General features: G+C 42.2%; 13 protein-coding genes. 3 read left to right on the top strand and 10 right to left on the bottom strand.

The window, feature by feature from the left end; genetic code table 11:
• Nucleotides 1-32: 32 nt before the first annotated feature.
• From acnD to J8L98_RS02455, 4 genes are all read right to left on the bottom strand, one after another.
• Nucleotides 33-2624 carry a Fe/S-dependent 2-methylisocitrate dehydratase AcnD gene (gene acnD, locus J8L98_RS02470; protein ID WP_210995138.1) on the bottom strand — a complete coding sequence of 864 codons (2592 nt, stop codon included), beginning with the start codon at nt 2622-2624 and terminating at the stop codon, nt 33-35.
• A 93-nt stretch (nt 2625-2717) separates the two neighbouring features.
• A complete protein-coding gene (gene prpC / locus J8L98_RS02465) occupies nt 2718-3839 on the bottom strand; it encodes a 2-methylcitrate synthase (RefSeq protein WP_192509672.1) in 1122 nt (373 codons plus the stop codon).
• 108 nt (nt 3840-3947) lie between these two features.
• Nucleotides 3948-4841: a methylisocitrate lyase gene (gene prpB / locus J8L98_RS02460; protein ID WP_210995137.1), complete on the bottom strand. Its 894-nt coding sequence runs from the start codon at nt 4839-4841 to the stop codon at nt 3948-3950.
• A 22-nt stretch (nt 4842-4863) separates the two neighbouring features.
• Complete coding sequence (locus tag J8L98_RS02455; protein ID WP_210995136.1) at nt 4864-5523, bottom strand: GntR family transcriptional regulator; 660 nt, start codon at nt 5521-5523, stop codon at nt 4864-4866.
• 214 nt (nt 5524-5737) lie between these two features.
• Here J8L98_RS02455 and J8L98_RS02450 point away from each other — a divergent pair, with 214 nt between their 5' ends.
• Nucleotides 5738-6469 (top strand): transporter substrate-binding domain-containing protein, encoded by a 732-nt coding sequence (locus J8L98_RS02450; protein ID WP_247682401.1) that lies wholly within the window; start codon nt 5738-5740, stop codon nt 6467-6469.
• Nucleotides 6470-6831: 362 nt separating this feature from the next.
• On the opposite strand, the gene J8L98_RS02445 is transcribed toward J8L98_RS02450, so the two are convergent.
• The 6 genes from J8L98_RS02445 to J8L98_RS02420 all read right to left on the bottom strand — a co-directional run bounded on the left by J8L98_RS02445 (nt 6832) and on the right by J8L98_RS02420 (nt 12536).
• Complete coding sequence (locus J8L98_RS02445; protein WP_192509668.1) at nt 6832-7041, bottom strand: cold-shock protein; 210 nt, start codon at nt 7039-7041, stop codon at nt 6832-6834.
• A gap of 464 nt (nt 7042-7505) precedes the next feature.
• Nucleotides 7506-8576, bottom strand: a complete 1071-nt coding sequence (locus J8L98_RS02440; RefSeq protein ID WP_210995135.1) for a ChuX/HutX family heme-like substrate-binding protein — start codon at nt 8574-8576, stop codon at nt 7506-7508.
• A 9-nt stretch (nt 8577-8585) separates the two neighbouring features.
• Nucleotides 8586-10691: a TonB-dependent receptor gene (locus J8L98_RS02435; RefSeq protein WP_210995134.1), complete on the bottom strand. Its 2106-nt coding sequence runs from the start codon at nt 10689-10691 to the stop codon at nt 8586-8588.
• A 174-nt stretch (nt 10692-10865) separates the two neighbouring features.
• Nucleotides 10866-11273, bottom strand: a complete 408-nt coding sequence (locus J8L98_RS02430) for a biopolymer transporter ExbD (RefSeq protein WP_210995133.1) — start codon at nt 11271-11273, stop codon at nt 10866-10868.
• On the bottom strand, nt 11266-11772 hold the full coding sequence (locus tag J8L98_RS02425) for a MotA/TolQ/ExbB proton channel family protein (RefSeq protein WP_192509664.1): 507 nt from the start codon (nt 11770-11772) through the stop codon (nt 11266-11268). The genes J8L98_RS02430 and J8L98_RS02425 overlap by 8 nt, the downstream gene beginning before the upstream one ends.
• 23 nt (nt 11773-11795) lie before the next feature.
• Entirely contained in the window at nt 11796-12536 is a 741-nt protein-coding gene (locus J8L98_RS02420; RefSeq protein ID WP_210995132.1) for an energy transducer TonB, read from the bottom strand.
• 64 nt (nt 12537-12600) lie between these two features.
• Between J8L98_RS02420 and J8L98_RS02415 the strand changes: the two genes are divergently transcribed.
• Together J8L98_RS02415 and J8L98_RS02410 are read left to right on the top strand one after the other, a co-directional pair.
• Nucleotides 12601-13527, top strand: coding sequence for an ABC transporter substrate-binding protein (locus tag J8L98_RS02415; protein WP_210995131.1), 927 nt, complete (start codon nt 12601-12603; stop codon nt 13525-13527).
• Nucleotides 13527-14582, top strand: a complete 1056-nt coding sequence (locus tag J8L98_RS02410; protein WP_210995130.1) for an iron ABC transporter permease — start codon at nt 13527-13529, stop codon at nt 14580-14582. Before J8L98_RS02415 ends, J8L98_RS02410 begins: the two co-directional genes overlap by 1 nt.
• Nucleotide 14583 lies beyond the last annotated feature (1 nt).

The following is a 14583-nucleotide window of genomic DNA, read 5'->3' as shown; positions in this document are numbered from 1 at the left end:
AAGCCTAGACCGTCGTGCTCACATGGTAAAAACTACGTATTTGCTTCTAAGAAATCTTTCGCGAAACGCTGTAATACACCACCTGCTGCATAAATCGACACTTCTTCTGCCGTATCTAACCGGCACAGCATCGGTACTTCAACACGTTCACCATTTGCGCGATGGATAATAAGCGTTAACGTTGCACCAGGGCTTGTATCACCCTCAACATCATATGTTTCGGTGCCGTCAATCGATAACGTTTTACGGGTTGTACCCGCAGCAAATTCAAGGGGTAATACACCCATACCAATCAAGTTGGTACGGTGAATACGCTCAAACCCTTCAGCGGCAATCACTTCCACACCCGCTAGGCGAACCCCTTTGGCTGCCCAGTCTCGTGATGAGCCTTGTCCATAATCAGCACCCGCCACAATGATCAAAGGCTGTTTACGTTCCATGTAGGTTTCAATCGCTTCCCACATGCGTGTTTGCTGCCCTTGCGGTTCAATGCGTGCTAATGAACCTTGTATTATTTCACCGTTATCATCACGTACCATTTCATTGAATAACTTAGGGTTGGCAAACGTTGCGCGCTGCGCCGTTAAATGGTCACCACGGTGTGTCGCGTATGAGTTAAAGTCTTCTTCTGGTAAGCCCATTTTTGTCAAATATTCACCTGCGGCACTGCTTGCCATAATGGCATTTGAAGGTGATAAGTGGTCAGTTGTAATATTGTCACCTAGCACGGCAAGCGGACGCATGCCTTTCATGGTGCGCTCAGCAGCTAATGCACCTTCCCAATAAGGCGGGCGGCGAATGTAAGTACTCATTTTGCGCCAGTCATACAATGGATCATTGTCTTCACCGTAATCGACTGTTAAATCAAACATCGGCTCATACACTTGACGGAAATGCTCTGGCTTTACACTTTTCGCAATAACTGCATCAATCTCTTCATCACTTGGCCACAAGTCTTTCAAAGTGATAGGCGTGCCATCTTGCTCATGTCCAAGTACATCTTTTTCAATATCAAAGCGGATAGTACCTGCAATGGCATAAGCCACCACCAAAGGAGGGGATGCTAAAAATGCTTGTTTTGCATAGGGGTGAATACGGCCATCAAAGTTACGATTCCCCGACAATACAGCTGTTGAATATAAATCTCGATCAATAACTTCTTGTTGAATCTTCGGGTCAAGGGCCCCACTCATCCCATTACAGGTGGTACAAGCAAACGCGACAATACCAAAACCAAGCTGTTCAAGCTCAGGGAGTAACTCTGAGTCTTCTAAATACAACTTTACAGCTTTGGAGCCCGGTGCCAACGATGACTTAACCCAAGGTTTACGTACCAAGCCTTTCGCATTTGCATTACGCGCTAATAATCCAGCTGCAATAACATTGCGTGGGTTACTGGTATTTGTACAGCTTGTAATAGCAGCAATGATCACTGCCCCATCGGGCATTTTACCCTCTTCTTGCTCAACCTTACCGGCAATTCCTGTTTTAGCAAGATCAGCGGTGGCTACCCGTTTATGCGGATTGGAAGGCCCGGCGATATTGCGCCCAACCGCTGACAAGTCAAATTTTAAAACCCGCTCATATTCAGCACTTTCTAAACTATCAGCCCACAAACCGGTGTGCTTAGCGTAATTTTCTACCAGTTGAACTTGTTCATCATCGCGCCCTGTGATTTTTAAGTAATCAATAGTCTGCTGGTCGATATAAAACATCGCTGCGGTTGCACCATATTCAGGTGTCATATTAGAAATGGTCGCTCGATCGCCAAGGGTTAAACTGGCAGCCCCTTCACCGTAAAATTCAAGATAGGCTCCCACCACTTTTTCAGCACGCAAAAACTCAGTGATCGCCAGTACAATATCTGTGGCTGTGATCCCCGGTTGTGCTTTACCCATGAGCTCAACGCCCACAATGTCAGGTAAACGCATGTAAGAAGCACGTCCAAGCATCACACTTTCTGCTTCTAAGCCACCGACCCCTACGGCGATAACACCCAATGCATCAACGTGCGGCGTATGGCTATCTGTGCCAACCAACGTATCAGGAAAAGCAACACCATCTCGCGCATGTACCACTGGCGACATTTTTTCTAAATTGATCTGATGCATGATGCCGTTACCCGGCTGGATCACATCAACATTTTTAAATGCCGTTTTTGTCCAATTTATAAAGTGAAAGCGGTCTTCATTGCGACGATCTTCGATTGCACGATTTTTCTCAAATGCATCTTCTTCAAAACCCGGATGCTCTACAGCCAGTGAATGATCAACAATAAGCTGCGTAGGTACAACCGGATTTACCTTTGAAGGATCTCCCCCTTTGGCGGCAATTGCATCTCGTAAACCGGCTAAATCAACCAAAGCTGTTTGACCTAAAATATCATGGCACACCACACGTGCAGGAAACCACGGGAAATCTAAATCGCGACGACGTTCAATAATTTGCGTCAAGCTCGCATCTAGCTTTTCAGGTTCACAACGACGTACAAGGTTTTCGGCCAATACGCGAGAAGTGTAAGGCAGCGTATCGTATGCGCCAGGTTTTAGCGACTCAATAGCTTCGCGCGTATCGTAAAAGCTTAACTGGCTATTTGGCAACAGTTTACGGAATTTTGTGTTCATAACTACATCCACAGGCAAAATAAGGTGACGGTTCTAAAGCAAAGAGGCAAAACACCAGAGTAGGTGTTTTGCCAAAAGTATCAAGCGTGCAAATTAACGTTCAGCAATCGGAGTTACTGGACGTAAATCTTCACCGGTGTAATCTGCAGATGGACGAATAATACGATTGTCTGCACGTTGTTCCATGACGTGTGCAGCCCAACCTGTCAATCGAGACATCACAAAAATAGGCGTAAACAATTTAGTTGGAATACCCATGAAGTTATAAGCTGATGCATGGAAAAAATCTGCATTACAAAACAACTTTTTCTCACGCCACATCACGGCTTCACAGCGCTCAGAAGCCGCATATAACACAGTATCTCCCACTTCGTTGGCCAATTTCTCTGACCATTGCTTAATAATTTCATTGCGCGGATCTGACTCAGAATAAATTGCATGCCCAAAGCCCATGATCTTCTCTTTACGAGCCAATTTACCCATCATTTCTTCTTCGGCATGATCAGCAGACGTAAAGCCTTCAATCATTTCCATTGCTGCTTCATTCGCTCCGCCATGCAGTGGACCACGTAATGATCCAATTGCTCCCGTTACACATGAATGCATATCAGATAACGTTGACGCGCACACTCGTGCAGTGAATGTTGACGCGTTAAACTCATGTTCTGCGTAAAGAATAAGTGAAACATGCATCACACGTTCATGCAGTTCGTTTGGCTTTTTACCATGCAGCATATGTAAGAAATGTCCACCGATTGAATCATCATCGGTTTCAACTTCGACACGCACCCCATCGTGGCTAAAGCGATACCAGTAACAAATGATACTCGGGAAACACGCCAACATGCGGTCAGTGACTTGACCTTGAATATCAAAGCTAGATTCACCTTCTAAATTGCCAAGCATTGAACAACCTGTTCTTAACACATCCATTGGGTGTGCATCAGCTGGAATGCGTTCTAACACTTCTTTTAACGCAACAGGTAAACCACGCATCGAACGTAGTGTATTTTTATAGCTGTCTAGTTCCGCTTGTGTTGGAAGATGACCTTTTAAAATAAGATGTGCAACTTCTTCAAAATCACAGTTTTGCGCTAAGTCTTTTACATCATAGCCGCGATACGTTAAGCCTGATCCTGACACACCTACTGTTGATAATGCTGTTTTCCCTGCTACTTGACCGCGAAGGCCAGCACCACTGAGTACTTTTGCCATGGTATTTTCTCCTGAAATTTTTAACCTGCTGGGTATTGATAGTTATTTTGTATAATTTTTCTGTTTTACGGACCTGTATCTACAGGCCCTTAATAAAAATATCTATTACTATTTATTTTTACCTTCAGCGAACAGTGAATCGAGTTTTTGCTCATACACGTGATAACCAAGGTAATCATATAAATCCATACGAGTTTGCATGGTATCGATGACAGCTTTTTGATCGCCATCTGATAAAATTGATTGGTAAACGTTTTCGGCTGCTTTGTTCATTGCCCGAAAGGCGCTAAGTGGATATAGCACCATGTCCACACCCCATTGGCCTAACTCTTCTTTATTCCATAATTCTGTTTGACCAAACTCGGTAATATTCGCCAAAATTGGTACATCAAGCGCTTCACTGAATGCGCGGTAATGAGCCTCTGTTTTTACCGCTTCAGCAAAAATACCATCGGCACCTGCGGCCACATAAGCTTTTGCTCTCTCAATAGCAGCCTCAAGCCCTTCTTGTGCAAATGAATCTGTGCGCGCCATAATAAAAAAGTCTGGATCGGTTCGAGCATCTACCGCAGCTGTAATTCTATCTACCATTTCTTCGGTCGAAACAATTTCTTTATTCGGTCGGTGACCACAGCGCTTTTGCGCAACTTGATCTTCCATATGTACAGCGGCTGCACCTGCTTTTTCCATATCTTTAATGGTTTTTGCGATGTTGAATGCACCACCCCAACCCGTGTCAATATCTACCATTAAAGGTAAGTCACATGCAGCTGTAATACGCTGAACATCAACAATCACATCATTTAATGACGTCATACCTAAATCAGGCAAGCCATAAGAAGCATTCGCTACACCGCCACCCGATAAATAGATTGCTTGATGGCCAATCTGCTTAGCCATAATCGCACTGTAGGCATTAATAGTACCGACAATTTGCAATGGCTGGTTGGCAGTCAGTGCGTCTCGAAAAGTCTTTCCTGGGCTTTTGAATCCTGTGCTCATGATGTTCTCTCTTAGCTTAATCTTATGATTGAAGTTTTGCTTTTATATTATTTTTTGAATACATAATATGCCGACGCATTAGCATTTCTGCCAACTCTGAGTCTCGAAGACTTATCGCCTTTACTATGCTTTTATGCTCATCAAATGCGCTCGTTACTCTCGGACCAGCCATCCCCAACTGAACTCGATACATGCGCACCAAATGATATAAACCATTTACTAACATTGAGATTAAATACGCGTTTTTGCTACCTTGAATAATACGATAATGAAAATCTAGGTCACCCGCTTCTTGATAATAGAGCTCGGCAGTTTTCACTTCATCGGATTGACTATTCAGCAGGGTATTTAAATCTAAAATTTCCTCTTCTGACATATTTTGTGCAGCAAGCCTTGCTGCCATCCCTTCAAGCGACTCACGTACTTGATAGAGTTCTATTAGCCCGTCGGGAGTTAAAGAAACCACCCGCGCACCAACGTTCGCTTTACGCTCAACTAAATGACATGCTTCAAGGCGGTTAATTGCTTCACGCACAACAGCACGGCTCACCGCATAGTTTGTCGACAATTCCATTTCACTCAACTTAGAGCCCGCTGGGATAACCCCATCAACAATTTCTTTTCTCAACCGAAAGAATGCTTTATCAGATGCTGTTACTGCTTGCTCTTTAAAAATGGCCATTGCTGCCTTTTGAAGTTCATTGGTGATGCTTATGGGCAGATAATATAGATCCAGTTTACGTTTACGTCAACATTCAAAACCACAGATTGTCGACAAAACATCGAATAGTCTTTATAAATATGGTGAATATAGGTAAATTCGCGACCATAGCGATGTTTGCTACACTTTAGGGAATAGCTTACAAATTAAATTACAATTCTCAAAAGGAGGGTGAATGATAAAATGCTTACTCTTCGCATTAGTATTGATGCCTCAATACATGTTGGGGAAAACTCATGCCAATACTATTAGCTTAAACGTTGTTACTGAGCTTTCTCCACCCAATCAAATCTTACAAAACGATGAAGTAGCAGGCACTAGTACTGAATTAGTAAAAAAGATTTTAAAACATGCTCAAATAGATGCACAATTTACCATGTATCCTTGGGCTCGCGCCTATCTACTAGCAAAAAAACATCCCAATACACTCATTTACAGTATGGCCAGAACAACTGAAAGAGAGCCACTGTTTCACTGGATTGGGCCTGTAGCGCTTTTTAAATTAGGTTTTGTAAGTCTTAAAGAACGAACTGACGTAAAAATAGCAAGCCTAGCTCAAGCGATCCCCTACAGGCTTGCATTACAAAGAGGTGATATTTCAGAACTTGTATTGAAATCTCACGGGTTTGACTACATATTGACAGCAGACATAGCTCAGTCTTACAAATTATTGATGGCGAAAAAAGTCGATATTATTTTAGACGATGCCCGTTACCTAGCGCCACTGGCAAGCTCATTTGGGTTACCGGGCGACAGTTTTAGATTTATTTATGAAGTCCCTGAGTTAACGCTAAACGGTTACTTAGCAGCCAGCGTTACAACACCTATGAGTATTGTGCGGGCACTGAGAGCAGCCCATAAAACAATGCAAAATTCAAAGGAATACAAACGCGTCATGTCACAATAAAACACTGTGAAAAACGATACCCAGAGCTACCTTCTATCGTCGGTAAATCGATTACAGACGATGATGAGTGAGGCTAAGCAAGCATATATATGCGCCGTCATAACGCAGGATGATCCATATCCATTCTTCAATTGGGGCAAGCGCGATTGAACGTGTTACCCGACCAATTTGCTATCGAGATACCCTCGCAATGTTTTTGTCTGACGCGTTAAAAGATAATAATCTGGGAAGTATTCTTCGCCCTTTAACTGGTAAATGACACAAAGCTCTCCCTCTTATATCACATCATATATACTGGGCATTTATCGCTAGGCACAAAAAAAGCAAGCCTCTGCTTGCTTTTTTTTCTCAGCATTTATCGCTTAAAGCAGCGTAATGTTCTCTGCTTGTGGACCTTTTTGGCCAGTAGCTAGAGTGAACTCAACACGTTGGCCTTCAGCTAGCGTACGGAATCCGTCACCTTTGATAGCGCTGAAGTGAGCAAAAACGTCTGGGCCATTTTCCTGTTCGATGAAACCAAAACCTTTAGACTCGTTAAACCACTTAACTGTGCCAGTTACTGTATTAGACATATCTGATATCCTGAAAAAATTATAACTATGCCCATATGGGCGCATAGAGCAAAAACTAGACGGTACTTAAAAACTTCAGGACGGTACTACAAGTTAGACTTATACAACAACGTAATGGAGATTTATAAACACTGACATATTTTTTGTCTATACCTAATAGTATAGATATGCAACTCTAAGTCAATGCTTTTTACCATCAAGGTACATGAACTTTCCATTACATTTAACATCTAAATCACCAAATAAAGCGAAAAATAAAACAACAAACATCAGAAAAACAACAATAAAGCTCAATAAATAAGCATTTTCCGTATTGAGCAAACCAACGCCGTTTAAACCCTAAAGTAACCGATAGGTACTCATTTGCCGTTGGTTATTTTTAAGGCGAATAATGAAAAAAGCCAGTATCATACTGGCTTTTACATCTTTACTTATATGCTATATGCATACGAAAAACATTTTATCTAGGCAATTTCACGCTTGTTTTGTATTAATTTATCACACAAAGCTTGCCACTCTGAACTCTGTGTATTTCCCTCTGCGCGACGACCAAACAACGTCAGTACCGTGTTATTCATTTTATCAAAGAATTCAATAGATGACACGATGGTGTTGCCATTATCCGTCGGTTTTCGTACAACAAACGCACGACTAATCTGTTCTATTTTCACATGGAGGTTAAAGCGTTCATCAAGTACATTGAACCACGGACCTACTTGTTTTAAGTTTTGCACTGTACCGGAGAAAATCTGCACTGCACCGTGATTTCCTACAAATGCCATTATTTCCATGCGCTTATCTCTGGCTTGTGTCAAGACCGTTTCCAAAACATTATGTATCACCTCGGCACTCCAAGGCTCGCCAGCAAGCTCTAATGCCTGTAGCCGAGCGAGCTTAAACTCCCTAAGTAAATTAGGGAAGTGGTGCACATCATTTAAATCTGACCAAGCTTGTGTAAATGCTAACGTTTGTTGCTCACTTGGTATATGCCACTGAGCCCTATCTGCTTCGTTAACTTGTTCCGTGGCATTGTCGACACTAAAATCCAGAGCCTCTGTTAATTTAAACCGTTCTCGTAAATTCAAAAAGGCATTCAAATCTGACTCAGCTGTGGTAAACACTTTATGGACTGCTTGGCCATAGGCGTCAAAAAACTGAATACTAGAATAGCTGTCCGTTTCAACCGAAAATACGCTGCGCCAATTATGAATGAACAAACGCATGTCAATCCCACCAGGGTTAATAGCAATCCCCATCGTTTTGTCTTGATGCTCAGAAATATATAACTTGTCGTAAACACCTTTTATTTCATTTACTACTGAGCCATTGCGGGTTAGCGCCATAATGTAACCAAGTCGTTTCAAGTTTTTCAGAATCGCGGGGATCTGATTATCGTCTAATCTCGCAACCCCTTGGCCAACCTGCGCATTAAGTAACTGCGCCTCACTGACGCCTAATGTTTTTGCCGCTTCTACAGCCCGAAGTTTCGGGTTATCACTGATCAGCTTTTGATACTGCTTTAATAGCGTGCTCATAAATCCTCCTTAAAAACGCCAGCTCACTTGAGTTTTAACACTTCGACCAACACCATAATCACCAATACCACCACCTGTACCCGCAATCACTGTATATTCTTTGTCAAAGACGTTATCAATCGCTAAACGCAAGTTTACGTCTTGTGTTACATCCCAGCTGGCATATAAGTCCCACAATGTATGGCTTTGATGCTTTACAACACCATACTGACGCGTACTGCGGTTATAACTTTCAACATCTCGGTTGCTAGTATGAACAATTTTTGCCCCAAGCATTACCGTGTTGTCTAGCATTGAAAACCCAGTATCCACACTTAATTTATCTGCCGGTAAATACCAAAGCGCTTTACCTGTATTATCTTCCCCGTCAATCGTGCTGTACGTTAGGTTCGAATATAAATATTGGTTCGCATAATTGAGTTCAAGTTCAAATCCGTCTCTGTCGTTACTTGCACGATTGGCGTATCTTGGATTGGGCATTGGGTTTTGCGTTTCGCTGGTTAGTGAAGTAATTTCATCGTCAACACTAATATCAAAATACATTACTCGTAGATTTAAAGTGTCAGTGTTGTTTAGGACATTATCAACGCTATATGTCATCCCTAACTCACTATTATCACTGTACTCAATGTCTAAATTAAGTGCACTTTGACGACCGCCATATTGATCGTATAATTCATCAATAAGCGGCGCCCTAAAGCCTGACTGTCGATTCACAAATATTGCCAGTTCAGGCGTTACTTGGTAATTAAGGCTAATTGAAGGAGCCCAATCACTGTGCGTAACATTCGTATCTAAATCATTGAACTTTGCCGAAAAACTGGCTGTTGGATTTGTTTCATAACGCTCATAACGAACGCCGGTAATCACAGTCAAATCCTGTAGCTTAAACTCATCTTGAATATACACACCTGTACGTACTTGGTCACCGCCAGGCTGAGAAGTCATTTCACCTGTTTGGGCAACCGTGCCATATTGCTCACATGCATAGGTCTCAAAGTTAATACGCTCACAGGGCAGTGCTGTTTTTTCGCCAATACGTTCTTTGTCGGTATATTGCACGCCATAAGTCAACGCATGACCAGCCACTTTTGATGTGTTCATTACATCTAACGTCGTAATGTTATATTCATATGTCGATTTTATACCGACAAAATCTTTCAACATGCCCTCACCGTCAGTCTCTGTTACCTGACTTGTTGTGAACCCTAGCTTTGCAGTTAAATCTAAGTAAGGGTTATCACTTGGCATCAGTTCATAACTTAAGTTTGCCGCAGTTTGATCGACTTCTCGATAAACCGTTCCCCATGCGCCAGCATCCGTTGTATTAAACTCAGTTCGTTGTGCATCCTGTGTGGTTGTGTAAGTCACACCTAATAGAGAGTCATCTGTAAGGAAGTATTCACCTTTAAGTAATACCGAACTATTTTCAATCCCTGAATTATCTAACATTTCACCATTAGATAGTTCAAAATCATCACTGTCTCGTTTGACTACTGCTGCAAGTAAATCTAGCGTTTCTGTTGGTCTTGCAAAAGCAAATACAGAACCATTTTTTTGTTCGTTATTGCTATCGTAACCCAATTTCACCTTCGCTCCAGCGGTTTCTCCATCACGTAAAAAATCGGCTGCATCTTTGAGCTCAAGCTGTACAACGCCACCTAATGCACCACCACCATGCAATACTGTACTCGTGCCGCGTTTAATACTAACCGTTCTATACAATTCAGAATCAGTGAACAAGCTTCCCATTCGATATTTTTCAAATGTTTGTACCATGCCATCGACGGTTACCAACACATCTTCAGCATCACTAAAACCTCGAATATTGAACTTTTGACCACCATTTCTAGGGCCACCATTTGCACTGACATTTGGGATCATATCCAAGGTGTTAAATAAGCTACTTTCTAATTGCTTCTCTATTTGCTCACTCGAAATGACATTAACAGCTTGTGCTGATTGCAACACGGTTTTTTCAGTGCGCGTAGCCGTTACCGTTACCGCATCTAACGATGTCACGATAGCAGCATCATTGGTATTTTGAGTATTAGCGTGTGCCATCAGAGGAAGGGAAAATGTTGCCAAGCACAAACTAATTTTTGATAAACGCATGGGGTACTCCTGATTAAATATTAATAGCAAAAACAAACCGTGCTCTTCAGTGCCCCATTTAACTCAGTTCCTTCACCAATGCGAAAGCATTGGTGTTAACTCCATACTGAAAGATGCGCGGTTTTAACTTATGGCGCGCAATATATCACAACAAAATAATAATGATAACTATTTTTATTTGCGTTCAATTAATATATTCGCAATAGATCGATTTTCTTGGCTAAGGTTGGCTAATAGTTGCACCAGAGCCTCACTAGGCACATGCTTATCAACAGCAATAAATACTGGGCTTACGTACTCTATGTGCTTAACTGCCTGCATTAAAGTTTCTTGGGTGCTAAAAGGCTGATCGTTTAGTGCATAGCTAACATGATTGTCGTGATACATGAGACTTAGTACTACTGGCGTTTGCTCTAACACAGCACTACCATTATCTCCAGCATCAGGTAATGACACTTCCATCACATTAACTTGGACTGCGACACTTAAAAGCAAAAAAACCAGTACAATAAATAACACATCCAACAACGCTGTTAAGTCTGGGACTAACGCATTCTCTGAGGGTTTTGGTAATTCAAGCATGTTGCGCCTGCGTAGTAACAATTTGCTCATTAGCAAACAAAGTCAATTCTGTTTGCATATGCTCAACCAATGCTTGGCAAACCCCATTGAAAACAATGCAAGGCATTGCAATGGCTAATCCAACGACCGTTGAATACATTGCCCCCCATAACCCATCAGCCAATAGTGCAGGCGTAACCGCTTGTTGCGTATCTGCAATGCCTTTAAACATCACAACTAATCCCCAAACAGTTCCGAAAAGCCCCATGAGTGGACTTAGCATGCCTATTAGGCTGATCAATGATAAACGCTTCCGCCACCGAGCAACTTGTTTCTGAATATGAAGTTGTAATCGTTCGGGAGTTGCCTGTATTTCCCGTAAAGATGTTTTAATGCTCGCCAATCGCCAAACGCCTTCGATCAGCACCCACCCTCTTTCTAAAATCAGTGTCAGTGCCACTGATGACAAAACAAGAAATGGCCATTGCATCATTCCTAGCTGCGTAATTATTTCATTCATAGTACTTACTCCAGTTGATAAAATTAACTTGTGAGGCTAAATTCGACAGGCACAGTGAATTTTGCTTTTACGGCATGTCCGTAGCGCTCTACAGCGTGAAATTGCCATTGTTTTACATTATTCAGAGCTGCTTTATCTAGTACTGAAAAACCACTGCTTTTGACCAACGCAACAGCGACAATAGCCCCGTATTCATCTAATTCAATAGAGACAATAGTGACGCCTTGCTGGCCTCGGCGTTTAGCTCGCAACGGATATTTCAATGCAGGTCTTGGCATTTTAAAAAGCGGCAATTGAGTAACATTAATGGGAGCATTACTCGCACTATGCTGCGCCGCAAGTTGAATCGCTGTCGCTTCAACCTCAGTAACGGTATCTTCATCTATTTTTTTCTGCTCTGGTGGCTCTATCGATACATCTGTCGGCGCTACGGCATCAACGACGGGATGAACTGGCTGGTGGTCTATCTTAGCGACTCGCTCTACGGACTGCTTAGCAGGTAACGCCTTTGCAATTACGGCTTGCTCTTGTAAGGCTAATTTATTTTTCTCACCATTAAATATGGTTTTATTTAAGTCGGCTTCTGAACCTGACTCGGTCGGTTGCTTTACGAGCGAGTAAGTCGCAACCTGTTGTATTTTAACTTTTAATGCAATTAATTTGGCGTTATCCCCGCCATCAAATTGCATGCTTTGAGAGGGCGTTACTAACCATAATAAGCTATGCGCTATAACGGAAATACTGGTACAGGTTAAGATCTTCATGTTGATTACTGATAATGATAACTGTTATTATTCTCATTATTATAATAGCAACTTTGGAATTGTTATGAAAGTTAAAGCTTGGTCTTGTTATTCTGTTTTTTGTATTTACTTCGTTAGTTTATTCATTTTATTCCCCTCAATAGCCGCCGCTCAGAATTATCAGCGGGTGGTCGTTTCAGGCGGTTCAATCACTGAAATTATTTATGCATTAGGCGAGCAAGATCGTATTATCGGCGTAGACAGCACCAGTGTTTTCCCTGCAATAGCAACAAAAAAAGCGCAGGTCGGTTATGTACGTAACATCAATGTTGAAGGGGTATTATCTTTAAACCCAGACTTACTACTCGGCGAAGCTGATACGGGTCCTGATAAAGTAGTAAAGCAGCTGCAAGATACGGGTCTTAAAACGCATATTTTCTCTAATAATGATAACTTTCATGGTATTGAAACCAAAATTAGTCAAATTGCAAAATTACTTAATGTCGAACAAAAAGGCCAAATGCTTAATACCTATATTCAAGCAGATCGCCAGGCGCTTAAGCACATTTTGTCGCAAACTCAATTAAAACCTAACGTACTGTTTGTCTTAAGCTTAAAAGCCGGACAACCACTTGTTTCTGGCGCTGGTACATCGGCACATGAGGTGATCACCGCAGCTGGAGGCCATAATATAGCCGGCGCTCACTTCACTGGTTGGAAACCTCTATCTACGGAGTCTGCAATGGCAATGAACCCAGATATCATTGTTACCATGGGCCGACATGGCGCCAACAAATCCATAGATGTATCTAAAATTACGCACTTTAAATATTCTAACGCGGTTAAAAACAAACAGGTGTTTACATTTGATGGTTCTTACCTATTAGGCATGAGTCCAAGAACGCCTCAAGCTGTTGTCGAACTTGCCAAGGCTATTCATGCTAATGTGACCTACCCAGCCGGCTACCAATTACGCGCAGCGCAAACGTCTCATAACAGTAAGGCACTATAGTGTTAGCCCTTAGCCAATTATTTATGCCTGCTCAGTCGGTAAAACGCCTTTTTCTGATCGGTTTATTATGTCTATGTATGGTCGTTTGTTTGACGGCACTCGCCACTGGCGGGGTAAACATCGCGTTCAGTCAGTTGATACATATTTTAAATAATGTCGGATCTGATTCCCTACAACATGCTGTTATCTGGGAAATTCGACTACCACGATTGTTACTCGCTATGGCGGTTGGTGCTGGACTAGGTGCTAGTGGAGCCGCCATGCAGGCAATATTTAGAAACCCCCTCGCGGATCCTGGTTTAATTGGCATAACCAGTGGTGCCGCACTAGGTGCCATTGCCACCATCGTATTGGGCAATACCTTACTCAGTAGCTTTAGTGACACATATGGTATATACGCTGTCCCCATAGGTGCATTTTTGGGTTGCTTAATAATTTGTGCAATGATTTATCGCCTATCTAGTCAAGGCAACCAGTTTACTATTATCAGCTTATTACTCGCTGGAATAGCCGTAAATGCCATTGTTGGGGCTTTAATAGGCATTTTAACCTTAATAAGTAGTGATGCTGAATTACGCGATTTAACCTTTTGGAGTATGGGGTCGCTCGCTGGCAACAGTTTTGAAATGATCTTACCGTCATTAATCATCATCTGTATATGTTGTGTGTTATTAACTAAAATGGCCAAGCCACTCAATATTTACTTGCTTGGTGAACAACAAGCAAAACACTTAGGAGTTAATGTTGTCGCCTTGAAAAAAAAGGCATTTATTTATACTGCATTGTGTACCGGCTCAGCAGTCGCCCTTACTGGAATGATTGGCTTCGTGGGGTTTATAGTGCCTCATATCATGCGCTTAATTATGGGTCCTGATCATCGCTATCTCATGCCGGCTTCAATATTAGGTGGCGCAATATTGTTAAGCCTTGCGGATATTCTTGCTCGTACTCTCATATTGCCCTCTGAACTGCCTATTGGCTTAATCACCAGCGCCATTGGCGGGCCTTTTTTCTTAGTTATGTTACTAAAAACCTATAAATCGAGAGGGTTTTAGC

The sequence above is a fragment of the Pseudoalteromonas sp. MMG013 genome, assembly GCF_018100885.1.
Taxonomy (GTDB): Bacteria; Pseudomonadota; Gammaproteobacteria; order Enterobacterales; family Alteromonadaceae; genus Pseudoalteromonas; species Pseudoalteromonas aurantia.
This window is presented reverse-complemented; position numbering and strand designations above follow the sequence as displayed.

Bases quoted from the DNA above. Each gene is read 5' to 3' on its own strand.
- acnD (WP_210995138.1), bottom strand. From the start codon at position 2,624: ATGAACACAAAATTCCGTAAACTGTTGCCAAATAGCCAGTTAAGCTTT.
- prpC (WP_192509672.1), bottom strand. From the start codon at position 3,839: ATGGCAAAAGTACTCAGTGGTGCTGGCCTTCGCGGTCAAGTAGCAGGG.
- prpB (WP_210995137.1), bottom strand. From the start codon at position 4,841: ATGAGCACAGGATTCAAAAGCCCAGGAAAGACTTTTCGAGACGCACTG.
- J8L98_RS02455 (WP_210995136.1), bottom strand. From the start codon at position 5,523: ATGGCCATTTTTAAAGAGCAAGCAGTAACAGCATCTGATAAAGCATTC.
- J8L98_RS02450 (WP_247682401.1), top strand. From the start codon at position 5,738: ATGATAAAATGCTTACTCTTCGCATTAGTATTGATGCCTCAATACATG.
- J8L98_RS02445 (WP_192509668.1), bottom strand. From the start codon at position 7,041: ATGTCTAATACAGTAACTGGCACAGTTAAGTGGTTTAACGAGTCTAAA.
- J8L98_RS02440 (WP_210995135.1), bottom strand. From the start codon at position 8,576: ATGAGCACGCTATTAAAGCAGTATCAAAAGCTGATCAGTGATAACCCG.
- J8L98_RS02435 (WP_210995134.1), bottom strand. From the start codon at position 10,691: ATGCGTTTATCAAAAATTAGTTTGTGCTTGGCAACATTTTCCCTTCCT.
- J8L98_RS02430 (WP_210995133.1), bottom strand. From the start codon at position 11,273: ATGCTTGAATTACCAAAACCCTCAGAGAATGCGTTAGTCCCAGACTTA.
- J8L98_RS02425 (WP_192509664.1), bottom strand. From the start codon at position 11,772: ATGAATGAAATAATTACGCAGCTAGGAATGATGCAATGGCCATTTCTT.
- J8L98_RS02420 (WP_210995132.1), bottom strand. From the start codon at position 12,536: ATGAAGATCTTAACCTGTACCAGTATTTCCGTTATAGCGCATAGCTTA.
- J8L98_RS02415 (WP_210995131.1), top strand. From the start codon at position 12,601: ATGAAAGTTAAAGCTTGGTCTTGTTATTCTGTTTTTTGTATTTACTTC.